The organism is Bifidobacterium santillanense, from assembly GCF_018555385.1.
In the GTDB taxonomy this organism is placed as follows: domain Bacteria; phylum Actinomycetota; class Actinomycetes; order Actinomycetales; family Bifidobacteriaceae; genus Bifidobacterium; species Bifidobacterium santillanense.
In genome coordinates this window covers 18242-31688 of record NZ_JAFEJS010000003.1, presented here as the reverse complement: position 1 = coordinate 31688, position 13447 = coordinate 18242, and the positions used below count along the sequence as shown (strand labels likewise).

Annotated in this window: 8 protein-coding genes; 2 read left to right on the top strand and 6 right to left on the bottom strand. The window is 66.5% G+C overall.

The genetic code is table 11. The features are described 5' to 3' along the window. Positions 1 to 134: 134 nt before the first annotated feature. The 3 genes from JS528_RS04245 to rlmB form a co-directional block, all read right to left on the bottom strand. Complete coding sequence (locus tag JS528_RS04245) at positions 135 to 1142, bottom strand: hypothetical protein (protein WP_214357860.1); 1008 nt, start codon at positions 1140 to 1142, stop codon at positions 135 to 137. Positions 1143 to 1827: 685 nt separating this feature from the next. Beyond that, the gene (locus JS528_RS04240; RefSeq protein WP_214357969.1) at positions 1828 to 3243 is read right to left on the bottom strand and encodes a DUF4032 domain-containing protein; all 1416 of its coding nucleotides are present in this window, start codon (positions 3241 to 3243) and stop codon (positions 1828 to 1830) included. Positions 3244 to 3478: 235 nt separating this feature from the next. Next, positions 3479 to 4480 (bottom strand): 23S rRNA (guanosine(2251)-2'-O)-methyltransferase RlmB, encoded by a 1002-nt coding sequence (gene rlmB, locus JS528_RS04235; RefSeq protein WP_214357859.1) that lies wholly within the window; start codon positions 4478 to 4480, stop codon positions 3479 to 3481. A gap of 283 nt (positions 4481 to 4763) precedes the next feature. Here rlmB and JS528_RS04230 point away from each other — a divergent pair, with 283 nt between their 5' ends. Together JS528_RS04230 and JS528_RS04225 are read left to right on the top strand one after the other, a co-directional pair. Next, the gene (locus JS528_RS04230; protein WP_214357858.1) at positions 4764 to 6101 is read left to right on the top strand and encodes an MDR family MFS transporter; all 1338 of its coding nucleotides are present in this window, start codon (positions 4764 to 4766) and stop codon (positions 6099 to 6101) included. Between the two features lie 342 nt (positions 6102 to 6443). After that, complete coding sequence (locus tag JS528_RS04225; protein WP_214357857.1) at positions 6444 to 9422, top strand: cation-translocating P-type ATPase; 2979 nt, start codon at positions 6444 to 6446, stop codon at positions 9420 to 9422. Positions 9423 to 9594: 172 nt separating this feature from the next. On the opposite strand, the gene JS528_RS04220 is transcribed toward JS528_RS04225, so the two are convergent. From JS528_RS04220 to JS528_RS04210, 3 genes are all read right to left on the bottom strand, one after another. Then, positions 9595 to 11601, bottom strand: coding sequence for an FIVAR domain-containing protein (locus JS528_RS04220; RefSeq protein WP_214357856.1), 2007 nt, complete (start codon positions 11599 to 11601; stop codon positions 9595 to 9597). Between the two features lie 76 nt (positions 11602 to 11677). Continuing rightward, positions 11678 to 12259 (bottom strand): dCTP deaminase, encoded by a 582-nt coding sequence (dcd, locus tag JS528_RS04215; RefSeq protein ID WP_214357855.1) that lies wholly within the window; start codon positions 12257 to 12259, stop codon positions 11678 to 11680. 278 nt (positions 12260 to 12537) lie between these two features. Next, entirely contained in the window at positions 12538 to 13164 is a 627-nt protein-coding gene (locus JS528_RS04210) for a hypothetical protein (RefSeq protein ID WP_214357854.1), read from the bottom strand. Between the last annotated feature and the right edge of the window lie 283 nt (positions 13165 to 13447).

The following is a 13447-nucleotide window of genomic DNA, read 5'->3' as shown; positions in this document are numbered from 1 at the left end:
CATCCCCGGACCCGCATGTGACGATCCCGGACTTGCGCGTGACGATCCCGGACTCGCATGTGACCATCCCGGACCCGCGCGTGACCATCCCGGGGTTTGGCGTGATGATTCCGGACCGGCCTTGCAGTTCATTTTCATGACGTCAGATTCCGTGAATATCCCATTGGGATGCCGGCGGCGGACAGCTTGCTCATCATCGGCGTGCGACGCCAGACGTCGTCGAACGTCATGCGGACGGTCCGGGCAACACGGCATCGCTGCAGCAGCTCCTGTCGATCGCGCTCGGCAGCCACCACATCGCCCACCGTCCGGCTGCCGACCATCTTCGGGTCAACGTATTTGCGCGCGCCGTCGAATTCCGCGACGACGATGGAACCGTCGTCGAGCGTCCAGCAGAAATCGACACGCAACGTACGACGCGGATCATCGGGATGTGTGAACTCCACCTGTTGCTGCGGCGTCGCCGCGCCCTCCTCCATCATGGTGGCGTAGCAGAACGATTCGCCGCCGTTCTCGCTGAGCCCGTTTGCATACCGCGCCAGCAGTCGCGGTTTGTGCTGGTTCCGTCCCAGACGCGGTACGTCGTACGCGGCGACGAGCTCCTCGCGGGTGACGTATCCGGCGCGGATGGCGGAGTCGAAGAACGGCATCGCATCACGGAACGCATATTGCCTTCCGCAATCGAACAACGTGCGCACGATGCCGGTGACCCGCACCCCGTCCCTCACGACGGTCCTGCCGAATTCCCAGCGCGGCAGATACTGTCGCCGCAGCTGTTTCGTCTGATTCATGCCGACGTCATGGTTGATTGCGGCGACGAATATGGCGGCGTTGCGATCCAGATAGCGTCCGTGATCAAGCCGCCAGACGCATGCCGCGGTAATGCCGGCGAACGTCCATTCGGGATGGAGCCGTTGCAGCGTGCGTGCGATGATCCGATGCTGTTCATCAGTGTCGGTGCCGGTCCAGTATGCCGTCCGCGCGAACATTCCGGGATACGGTTTGACGAGTTGGCCACGCGATACCCGGCGCTGGAGCATCATGTAGTTGCGCCGATCCGTTGGTATCAGACATGTGCGGTCACGCTCGCAATGCGTGAGACGGTTGTCGAGTTCGATGCCGTGTTGCTGCGATTCGTTCATGCAGCGACCGTACCCGTTTCGTGAAGGCAGGTGTTGTCGTGCGGAGAAAACCGGGACGCCGGTGCATAACCCGGTGGAAAACCCTGCGACGATGTCGTGATACGGATGCGTCGGCCGGGTGCTTGCCATTTGCCGTCAGTCGTTAGCCAGGATGCCATTGTGCGATCCATGGGAGCACTGCCGGGTCGTCACTGTCGCCTTGCGTGGAGTGCGACGACGATAGGCTTATCGCTGGATCCAAGATGCCGGCTCTGGCAGTGTATAAGTCCGGAGTACTCACGAAGTCCGGAGTAATCACGGATGACTCCGGGGGCATCATGCGTCGGTCCGGGGTTGTCACGTATGACTCCGGGGTTTGTATCGTTTTTGCGTAACAAACCCCGGAGTTCGGGGTGATGATCCCGGGGCAACGAGTGACAATCCCGGACTTAGTGTGGCAACCTTGGAGTTATGCGTGACAACCCCGGACCGATGCATGCTGAACCCGGACCGGGACGTGACAACCCTGGACCGACGCGTGACAGACCCGGACCGGGGCGTGGTGATCCCGGACCGACGCGTGGTGATCCCGGACCGGGATGTGACAACCCTGGACCGGGGCGTGATGACCCTGGACCGGGACGTGGCGGACTCCCGGGGTGGTGAGGGGAAGCGTGCGAACCCCGGGGTTATCGTGTGGCTCGGATCAGTGGGACCAGACGGCGGCGTCCGGGTCGAAGTCCGGGTTGTAGCCGTCGTCATCGTCGTTGTCGTAGTAGGTGGACTCGTCGTCGATGACGCCGGAATCGGCCTCCTCGAGCAGCGTGTCGATGTCCTTCTTGTTGAGCATCTGCTGTGGCAGCACGTTCTCGATGTAGCTGGTCACGGCCTCGCTCATCGGCACGTCGTGGCCGGCCTTCTCCGCGAGGAACCAGCGGTGGGTGAGCACCTCGTGGAAGAACTGCGCCGGCTCGATCTGCGAGCGGTATTCGCGCGGGATCGAACGCACGGTCGGCTCGAACACCTCGCGCATCCAGTCGGTCGCCACGATCTCGAGATCCTCGCCGTCGCGCCAGGTCGAGGCGCGGTAGGCGTCGAGATCGTTGAGCAGTCGACGGGCCTGGTTCTCCTGCACGTCGAGACCGGTCAGACGCAGCAGCTTGCGGTTCGCGTAGCCGGCGTCGACCACGCGCGGACGCACGAGGATGCGCTTGCCGCCCTCCTCGGTCTTCATCTCGAGCTCGTCCACGTCGAAGCCCAGCTCGTTGAGCTTGTTGACGCGCTTTTCGATCTTCCACATCTCGTCCGGGCCGAACTTGTCGGTGTCGGTCAGCGCGCTCCACAGCGAGTGGTAGCGGTCGGCCAGGCGGTTGCCCACCTCGATCTCGTCGACGTCGTCCGGCAGCAGCTTGCCGGAGCTCAGATCCATGAGTTCGCCGATGATGTTCGTGCGCGCCAGATCGATGTCGTATTCGCGCTGGCCGTTGGTCAGGTTGACCTGCAGGTCGCCGGTCTCGGCGTCGACGAGGAACGCGGAGAACGCGTCGGCGTCGCGCAGGAACAGGACGTTCGACAGGGAGACGTCGCCCCAGTAGAAGCCGGCCAGATGCAGTCGGACCAGCAGCACGGCCAGCGCGTCGATCAGACGCTCGGCGGTGTCGTGCTGCAGGTTGCGGGCGAACAGCGCGCGGTACGGCAGCGAGAACTTGAGGTGCTTCGTCACGAGGATCGCCTCGAGCGGGTTGCCCTCGCGGTCGTGGCGTCCGGTGACCACGGCGATCGGGCGGACGGCCGGCAGATCAAGCTTCTGCAGGCGGCGCAGGATCTCGTACTCACGCTCGGCCATCTGGCGCGTGATCTCCTTCATCGCGTACACCTCGTCGCCCACGTGCACGAAGCGCACGACGTGGCGGGAGATGCCTCGCGGCAGGTTGGCGAGCAGTTCGGCGGGCCACGTGGCCAGCGGCTTTTCCCACGGCAGCGTGAACATCTTCGGATTGGAGCTCGCCGCGGTGATCTTGAGCGCCTGCGGTTCGGCGGTCGCGGCGGATTCGTCCTCCGCCTGGACGCTGGTGGCCTTCGCCGCGCGCGGATCCAGCTGCGAAAGACCCGACAGGTTCATGGATGCTTGCATCTTTGCCTCGTTCCTTGACTAGTGATACCTGATTACGCCTGATTGACATCTGATTGGCGTCTGACGATGCGCCTGATCGCGCCGTTTCGTCCGTGTTGCCCGTGTCGGGGCCACGGCCACCGCGCATCGGAGCGATGACGACGACGCGACGGAGCCGGCCCGATCTTCCCGCATCGGTGCCGACCCCGTCCGTCGGTGTATCGTCGCGACGTCGCCTGCCCGCTTAGGCCTGTGCCGCCTCGGCCGCCTTGCGGCGCGCGTTGGCTACGGCGTACAGGCTGATGCCCGCCGCGACGGACGCGTTGAGCGATTCGACCTGGCTGGAGATCGGGATGCCGGCGACCGCGTCGCACGCCTCGCGCACGAGACGGCTCACGCCCTTGCCCTCGGAGCCGAGCACGACGACCAGCGGGTCGGTCTCGAAACCGGTTTCGCCCACGATCTTGTCGCCGCCGCCGTCGAGCGCCACGACGTAGTAGCCGCGCTCCTTGAGGCTCTCGATCGCCTTGGTCAGGTTGACCACGCGGCATACCGGCAGGTGCGCGGCCGCGCCGGCCGACACCTTCCACGCGGCGGCGTTCACGGACGCCGAGCGACGCTCCGGCAGGATCACGCCGTTCGCGCCGAACGCGGCGGCGGAACGGATGACCGCGCCGAGGTTCTGCGGGTCGGTCACGCCGTCGAGCGCGATGAACAGCGGACGCGCGTTCAGCTTGGCCGCCTCGGAGTTCGCGGCCTCCATCGCACGCGACTTCTTGTCGGCGCGGTCCGCGAGCTCGGCGAGCGACGAGTACTGGTACGGATCGACCTTCAGGATCACGCCCTGATGGTTGCCGGAACGCGCGATGCGATCCATCTCCAGACGATCCGCCTCGAGCATGTGCAGGCCGTGCGTGCCCGCCAGCTTGACGATCTCGCGCGTGCGGTCGTCGTGCTCGATGCGCGACATGATGTACAGCGTGGAGCTCGGCACGCCCACGCGCAGCGCCTCGAGCACGGAGTTGCGGCCGAACACCAGATCCGTGGTGTCCGCCGAGGCGAACTTGTCGACGCGACGGCGCGCTGCCAGTCGCGGATCGGCCATCTTGCGGCGGTCGGCCGCCTTCTTGGCCGCGTATGCCTTGTGGTAGACGCGATCCTCGGCCTTGGGCGTCGGTCCCTTGCCGCGAAGCGCGTTGCGATGCTTGCCACCCGACCCCTTGGTCGGTCCTTTCTTCGTAACCATAAGGGTCATTGTCTCACAAGGCCCAACCGAACGGGAGGGGACGTGCGGTCGGGGCGTTCCGTCCCTCCCGCCGTGTCCCGCCGTGTCCCGACCGCACCCGCCGACCTCCAGGCGTACGTTCCACCGGACCTTTCCGTCCCACGTCCGGTCGAACGTACGCTGACGGCCGCTGAGCGTACGTTCCGCCGGACGGAGCCGGAAAAGACCCGGCGAAACGTACGCGGGCCCACGGCCGTATCGCCGCGACCCGAACCCGAGTAGGGTGTTGAGGGTGAAACGACGCATGCTCTTCGGACTGCCCCTGCTGTACTGGGGCCTATGGCTGGCCATCCTGATCCTGTGGATGGGCCGGTTCGTCACGTCGTTCCTGTCGATCTACCTGGTCTCCGCGCTGCACATCGACGAGGGCGTCGTCGGCGCGGTCGTCGCGATGTACGGCTTCGGCTCGATCATCGGATGCCTGTTCGGCGGGACGCTCTCCGACCGGTTCGGCCGGCAGTCGATGATCGTCATCGGCGAGATCGGCGCCGCCGCGGCGCTGCTGGTCGTCTCCCTGCTCGTCGACCCGGTGGCGCTCGGCGCGGCCCTGTTCGTCTACGGCGCGTTCGCCTCGCTGCCGAGCCCCGCGATCGCCGCGTACATCGCCGACGTCGTGCCCGTCGAACGCCAGCAGCGCGCGTACGTCCTGCAGTCGTGGGCGATCAACTTCGGCTACGCGATCGGCCCGATCGTCGCCAACCAGCTGGTCAAGGTGTCGTACTCGCTGATGTTCTACGTCGAGGCCGCCGTGATGATCGCCGTGACCGCGCTGCTCGTCGCCTTCTTCCGCGAGGTGCGGCATCTGGGGATCGCGGTGCCCGGCCCGACGGCCGGCGGCGTCGCGTCGGCGTCGTCTCCGGTCGCGTCGACTTCGGCGTCGACGTCAGACCAAACCGACGGTCCGACCGTCGACCGGGCCTCCGACTCGACCTCGGCCGCGCCCGCCCCCGGCTCCCTGCGCGACAACTGGCGCCGCGTCCTGACCGACTGGCCGTTCCTCGCCTTCTCCGTGCTCATGTTCGGCTACTACCTCGTCTACTTCCAGTCGACCTCCGGCCTGCCGATCGCGATGACCGACCTCGGCATGGGACTGGGCGACTACTCGATCCTCCTGACCATCAACGGCTTCATGCTGTGCGCCCTGCAGATCCCCGCGATGAGGCTGTTCTCGCGCATGGGCAACTCGCGCGTCATCGTCGCCGGCCTCGCCGTGACCGTCATCGGGTATGCGGTGCAGACCGTGGCCGGCTCGTGGGCCGGATTCGCACTCGCCGTCGTGCTGTGGACGCTCGGCGAACTCGGCACGTTCCCGATCGCCACGACCATCGTCGCCTCGATGGCGCCGGCGGCCGCACGCGGCACGTATCAGGGCGTGTACAACGTGCTGTGGTCGCTGTCGATCGCGCTCGCCCCGCTGATCGGCGGCGCCGTGATCAGCCGGTTCGGCGGCCGGACGCTCTGGATCGCCTGCACGGTCGCGCTGATCGTCGTCACGGCCGGCATGCGCGCGACCAAGGCGTCGCGCGAGCGCGCCGTGGCCCGCGTCATGCGCGAGTCGATCGCACAAAACGACGCCCGATGACGAACGTGTGAGCCAACCGCACAATCACGCACAAACCGCACATCGCCGAAACCGTTGCAACGACGCCGTTCCGGCGATGCGCCTGTGCGATTGACGCACCGTCGACCCTCACACGTTCGTTATCGAGAACGATTCTCTGCATGCGGCCGTGCGCACCGGTCCATTGGGCGAAACGCGTTTCGCTGTGCGACGAGGGCGAGCGGCGCGTATGGAATAATGGCAATCGTATGCATCGGCGGCAGTCGCGTCGATGCCCATAACCGCGCAGTCCGTCGCGCACCGGAGAGACAACCGGCAGGCAGGGCGGGCTGACTACTCCGCGGCTATACCAAGGAGAACACCATGGTTGATCAGAAGGATCAATCCGCAGCGCTCGCAACGAACGAGAGCGCCATATCAGAGGAAACCCGCGCCCAGCAGGCGCTGCTCAACGACATCGACCCGAGCCTGACCGACGCGGCCGCGGTCGCCGAGGCGCTGGACGTCGACCCGGCCCGGGGCCTGAGCTCGGCCGAGGCCAAGCGCCGACTCGAGAAGTTCGGACCCAACGAGCTGGCCAGCGCGCCGCCCGTGCCCAAGTGGAAGAAGTTCCTGGCCCAGTTCCAGGACCCGCTCGTCTACCTGCTGCTCGCCGCCACCGTCATCTCCGTGATCGCGTGGTTCATCGAGCGCGGCCACGCGGGCGCCGAGGGAGGCGAGCCGCTCCCGTTCGATGCGCTCGTCATCGTCCTCATCCTGATCGTCAACGCCGTGCTCGGCTACATCCAGGAGGCGAAGGCCGAGGCCGCCGTCGAGGCGCTCGCCCAGATGACCGCGCCGCAGACGTCCGTCCTGCGCGACGGCAAGGTCGTGCGCATCAACACCGCCGAGGTCGTCCCCGGCGACATCATCGTGCTCGCGGAGGGCGATTCCGTCTCCGCCGACGGCCGACTCGTCTCCGCCGCCAGCCTGCGCATCGCCGAGGCGAGCCTGACCGGCGAATCCGTGCCGGTCGGCAAGAAACCGGACACGCTGCCCGAGGCCAAGGCCCTGGGAGACCGCGCCAACATGATCTTCAACGGCACGTCCGTCACGCAGGGCACCGGCCGTGCGATCGTCACCGGCACCGGCATGAACACGCAGGTCGGCAAGATCGCCGACCTCCTGTCCGCCACCGACGACGAGCAGACCCCGCTGCAGAAGGAGATGGACTACGTCTCCAAGATTCTCGGCATCGCCGTGTGCATCATCGCGGCCGTCGTGCTCGCCGCGCTCGCGATCCTCGAGGGCTTCCACTCCACGCAGGACGTCATCGACTCCCTGCTGCTCGCCGTCTCGCTCGCCGTGGCCGCCGTGCCCGAGGGCCTCGCGGCGATCCTCACCGTCGTGCTCGCGCTCGGCGTGCAGCGCATGGCCATGCACAACGCGATCGTCAAGAAGCTCCACTCCGTGGAGACCCTGGGCTCCGCGTCCGTCATCTGCTCCGACAAGACCGGTACGCTCACGCGCAACGAGATGACCGTCGAACGCGTCGTCACCCCGTCCGGCGAGGTGCAGATCACCGGCACCGGCTACGCGCCGGAGGGCAAGATGGTCGCCGCCGACGGCTCCGCGCTCGCCGATGCGCCGGCCCTGAAGGCTGAGGCGCTCGCCACGCTCGCCGTCGGCACGCTCGCGAACGACGGCGACCTGCGTCAGGAAGGCGGCAAGTGGGAGATCGTGGGCGACCCGACCGAGGTCTCGCTCATCGTCGCCGCGCGCAAGACCGGCGCGATGAAGGGCTACGAGCAGTTCACGCGCGTCGCCGAGGTGCCGTTCACGTCCGAGCGCAAGCGCATGTCGATCATCGCGAAGGACGCGACCGAAGGCGGCAAGCTCACCGTCTTCGCCAAGGGCGCGCCGGACGTGCTGCTCGGCTTCTGCTCGCGCATCGCCGTCGGCGGCCAGGTCCGACCGCTCACCGAGGGCGACCGCCAGACGATCCTCGCGACCGTCGAGCGCCTCTCCTCCGAGGCGTATCGCACGCTCGGCCAGGCGTACCGTCCGCTCGGCACGGCCAACCTGTCCGAGGTGCCCGGCGTGCGCGCCAACGCCGCCGGCCAGGTGACCGACATCGCCGACCAGTCCGGCGCGATCGAGACCGACCTCATCTGGAACGGCATGGTCGGCATCATCGACCCGCCGCGCACCGAGGTCCGCGACTCCGTGGCCGAGGCGCACCGCGCCGGCATCCGCGCCGTCATGATCACCGGCGACCACCCGCTGACCGCGGCCCGCATCGCCTCCGACCTCGGCATCATCGAGAAGGGCGGCAAGGCCCTCACCGGCGACCAGCTCGACGAGCTCGCCGCCTGCGACGACGGCGGCAAGGCGTTCGACAAGGCCACCGCCGAGGTGTCCGTGTACGCGCGCGTGGCGCCGGAGCACAAGCTGCGGATCGTCGAATCGCTGCAGCGTCAGGGCAACATCGTCGCGATGACCGGCGACGGCGTCAACGACGCCCCGGCCGTCAAGACCGCCGACATCGGCGTCGCGATGGGCATCACCGGCACCGAGGTCACCAAGCAGAGCGCGAAGATGATCCTCGCCGACGACAACTTCTCGACGATCGTGGCCGCCGTGCGCGAGGGCCGCGTGATCTTCGACAACATCCGCAAGTTCCTGCGCTACCTGCTCTCCAGCAACGTGGGCGAGGTGTTCACCGTGTTCTTCGGCGTCGTGCTCGCCGGGTTCCTCGGCATCACCCAGCCCGGCACGCAGGGCGTGACCGTGCCGTTGCTCGCCACCCAGCTGCTGTGGATCAACCTGCTGACCGACGCCGCGCCGGCCCTGGCGATGGGCGTCGACCCGCAGACCGAGGACGTGATGAACCGTCGTCCGCGCAAGGTGACCGACCGTGTGATCGACGCCTCGATGTGGGGCGACATCATCTACATCGGCATCATCATGGCCGCCGTCACGCTGATCGGCATGGACATGCACCTGGCCGGCGGCCTGTTCACCGACCGTTCGGTCGACGCGCTCGGCCACGAGGCGCAGATGGTCGAGGCGCGCACGATGGGCTTCACGATCCTCGTGTTCGCCCAGCTGTTCAACGCGATCGCCTCGCGCTCGCACGCGCAGTCCGCGTTCGTCGGCCTGTTCTCGAACAAGTGGCTGTGGGGCGCGATCGGCCTGTCCATCGTGCTGCAGCTCGTCGTGATCTACGTGCCGTTCCTCAACTCCGCGTTCGGCACGACGCCGCTCTCGCCGATGGCGTGGGTCGAGTGCATCGGTCTGGCCGCGTTCGTGCTCGTCGCCTCCGAGCTGCGCAAGTGCGTCCTCAGGGCGATGGCCAAGTAAGTCCAGACGGGGCCGTTCCCGTACGTTCCGTGTGGCCAATCGAACCCTGACCACACGAAACGTACGCCTGTCCGGTCCTGCCGTACGTTCCGTGTGGTTTGTCGACAACAGGAAAGTCCCCCGATTCCGTGACGGAAACGGGGGACTCGTCATATCCGACGGTATCGGGGCATCAGTTCAAGGAGCCGGTGCCGGACGAACCGTCGGTGGTGGCTCCCGAGCCGGTGCCGGAGGAGCTCTCCTGATCGGGCTCCTCGGCCTGCTGGTCCTGCATGTCCTCCTGCTGTTGCTGCTGTTGGGCTTTCTGCTGCTCCTCCTGCGCCCGCTGCTGCGCCTCGGCCTGGGCGGCCGCCTGCTGGTCGGCCTTCGTCTTGGCGGCGATCGACGCGTTCACGTTCGACATCGCCTGCTGCAGTGCGGAGTTCGCGCTGTTCACCTCGGACTGTGATGGATTCGACTTCGCGGACACGCTGTTCGCGTTGCTGATCGCGCTCTGCAATGCGGTGAGCGTACTCTCGTCGGCGACCTTGCCGGAGGCGCTGCTCAGCAGCGACTGCGCGGACGAGATCGACGAGGTCAGCGACGACTTCAGCGAATCGGAGGACTTCGACTTCTTGCTCGCATTCACCGCGTCGATCGCGTCGTCGATCTTCTCCTCAAGCTGGTCGGCCTGATTCTCGGCCGTCTTGAATTGCTGCGTGTTCGACTTGAGATCGGCCTTCTCCATGTCCGCAGAGCAACTCGCGTCCGTGGTGACCTTGCCGGCGTCGGCGATCGCCTGATTGAGCGTGTCCAGCGTGGTCGCATCGGACAGCTGGTCGGCGGTCGTCGACGAGACGGTCTGTTGTCCCTTCGTGATCTCCTCCTGCAGGTCCTTCTGCGCGTCGGTGTACTCGATCTTGGCCGCCGTGCACGCCGCGTACGTGAGCTTGCCGTTGCTCGCGGTGAAGAGCCACACGCCGCCGGCGATCAGTGCGATCGCGGCGATGACGGCCACGACGATGCCGGCGATCTTGCCACCGGACATGCCGCCCTTCCTCTTGCGGTCCTTGCGGCGGGAGGGCTTGTCGTCGTCCGACCCGTCGTCATCGCCGTCGTCCTCGTCGTCCGGGGTGATAGACGGCGGCATCACCGGCGGCTGGGCGGCCGGGGACTGGGCGAACGGCTGCGCCGGCGGGAACTGGCCGGTCGACTGGGCCGCGGCCTGATTGAGCATGTTCGGATCGAAGACCTGCGTGCGAGCCTCGCTCGGGTTCGCGGCCGCCATCGGCTGCGCCGGCGGGAACTGGGCCGGCTGGGTGGTCTGGCCGAGCACCTGCGTGGCGCCGGTGGGGAACGCCGGCGTGGGCTGCGCGACCGGCTGGAACGCTTGGGTCGGCGCGGCGGACGGCTGCGCCGACTGGCCGTAGGACGAAGCCGGCTGCTGGGGGCTGAACGCCTGGGTCGCCTGAACGGTCGGTGACGCAGGCTGACCGTACGGTTGGACGAACGCCTGGGTCGCCTGCGCGTCGGGCGAGGCCGGCAGAGGCGTGGATTGTGCTTGCTGGAACGCCTGCGTCGGCGCGTAGCCCTGCGCGCCCTGCGGGAAGACCGGGGTGGTGAACGCCTGGGTCGGCTGCGATTGGGCGGCGGTCGGCGCGGGAGGCGTCGGAATCGCCTGTGTGGGCTGTACGGCAGGGGTTGGCGATGCCGTGAATGCCTGCGTGGGCTGATTCTGGAATGCCTGCTGGGCAGTGGCCTGTGCAGTTTGAGCCGGCGTCTGCACAGGCTGGGCCGTCTGCGACGGCAGGGGAGGGAGATCCTCGTCGGCGAACGGGTCGAACGCCTGCGTCGTCTCCAGTTCGGTCGGTTCCTCGACGGCCGGAGAGAGGGCAGGGGGGATGTTGCCCGTGGTTTGTGCGCCGTATGCCGGAGTCGAGTTGGGCTGGCCGTAGGCGGGCTGAGCCGGTTGCGTCGGCTGTTGTGCCCCGTATGCCGAAGTCTGAGCGAACTGCTGCGGCTGGCCGTACATCGGCTGGGTCGGCTGCTGCGGCTGGGGCGGCGTGACCGACGCGGTCTGCCCGTACGCGGCCGGCGCCGGCGGCTGGGGCACCCCCATGCCCTGCGGCTGTGCGGCCTGTTCGGGGCGCTTGGGTTTGTTCTGGAAGTCGAAATGGAACTCGCCGCTTGGATCGGTCATCGTTTCCCCTTGTCTCTGTGTCTCCAAATACCAAGAGCGGCCGTCTCCGGCCGCTCGTTCGCGTGCGCGCGATCGGTCAGTCGTCGATGTGCGCGCGATAGAAGTTCTCGTAGGAACGGCTCGGCGTCGGGCCGCGCTGTCCCTGATAGTGCGAGCCCGTGCCCTGCGAGCCGTACGGGTGTTCGGCCGGCGAGCTCAGCTGGAAGAAGCACATCTGGCCGATCTTCATGCCCGGCCAGAGCTTGACCGGCAGCGTCGACACGTTCGACAGCTCCAGCGTGATGTGGCCCTCGAAGCCCGGGTCGATGAATCCGGCGGTGGAGTGCGTGAGGATGCCGAGACGGCCGAGGGAGCTCTTGCCCTCGAGTCGGGCGGCGATCGTCGGGTCGAGCTTGACGTACTCCCACGTCGAGCCGAGCGCGAACTCGCCCGGATGCAGGATCCACGGCTCGTCCGGACCGACCTCGAACTGCTCGGTCAGCGCGCCTTGGTTCTCGGCCGGGTCCACATAGGTGTATGCGTGGTTGTTGAACAGGCGGAAGTAGCGGTCGAGCCTGACGTCGATCGACGCGGGCTGAACCATCTGAGGGGTCCACGGGTCGAGCGAGATATGGCCTTCGGCCTGCGCGGCCAGGATGTCGCGGTCGGACAACAGCATGAAAGCTCCTCACGGGCGGAATCGTCACAATACTGCCCACAAGTCTAGTGCCCGGCGGCGATTGGCGCTATGGGGCGGTCGTCGGCTGCCGGAGGCGGCTTCCGAATCGGAGGTGATCGGTGCAGTTGCGGACCCGGGTCATGACGTGTCGAAGGACACCGTTGGCGGCGGATGGCGGAGTCCTACGGAATCGTTCGTAGGACTCCGCCCGTATTGCCTATTGTCGCTGAGACTCATCGGCATTCATTGACGCATCCCCGCGACTGTCGATGGATATGTTAGCCGATGCCGTTTCGTAATTCCTCGACGGACAGGACGTCGGGAAGGTCGTCTCCGGAATCCGTATTGACGCGATGGAACGAGACGTTGTCCATGTCGTCGATCGAGAGAGGGGACTCGGCGTCGGTCATACGGTACATTCCCGCACCGGCGCCCGTGATGTAGTATTGCTCGGCCAGATTCCCGCCGAGGCCGGAATGCACGAGGAACAGCAGCACGACATCCCCGCGCGACAACAGGGTGTTCGGGGTGTATAAGGTGTTCGGGGTGTGCTGTTCCCGTGATCCCGTCTGATGGACGATCGCTTCGTTCGCGTCGGGCGTCTCGCCCTTGAGCGTCTCAAGGACGGTGACGGTCGCAAGGGTGAGATCCGCGGAGTCGTCGATGTCCCTCGCGGTGGTCGTGTCGGTCACCTGACCGGCGATGATCAGATCGCTGTCCTCGGCCAGCTGGTCGACGGAAGCGTACAGGGTGACCCGGGAAACCGATCCGCCTGAACCCTGCGCCTGCCCCGGTGAATCTGATGCGGATGTGCCGGTTCCGCATGCGGCAGGAGCGCACAGGAGTCCGACGCTCGCAATCAGCGCAAGCAGCCTCATCCCTCGATTGGCATGAGATTCGTTCATATCGCGCTCCTCTCTGAAGGCGAGTCGTTGGTAACCATTACATCATCCCTGCCATCGGCCATGGGACGCCGTCGCGATACACACACACTGTTCGCATGCAATGATCTGCTACGGGAAACCGCTTTTTCGTCAATCGAATGCGACGATGTGTCGTATTCATGTGGATAACTGCGTCGTTATGGCTGTCCCGAGGCATTCAGGCTGTGGACAATTCACCAAAAATCGACAATTCTCAGGAAACTCACAGCGAAATACCGCGTGTGGCTCAGAAAAAGGTGGTTAT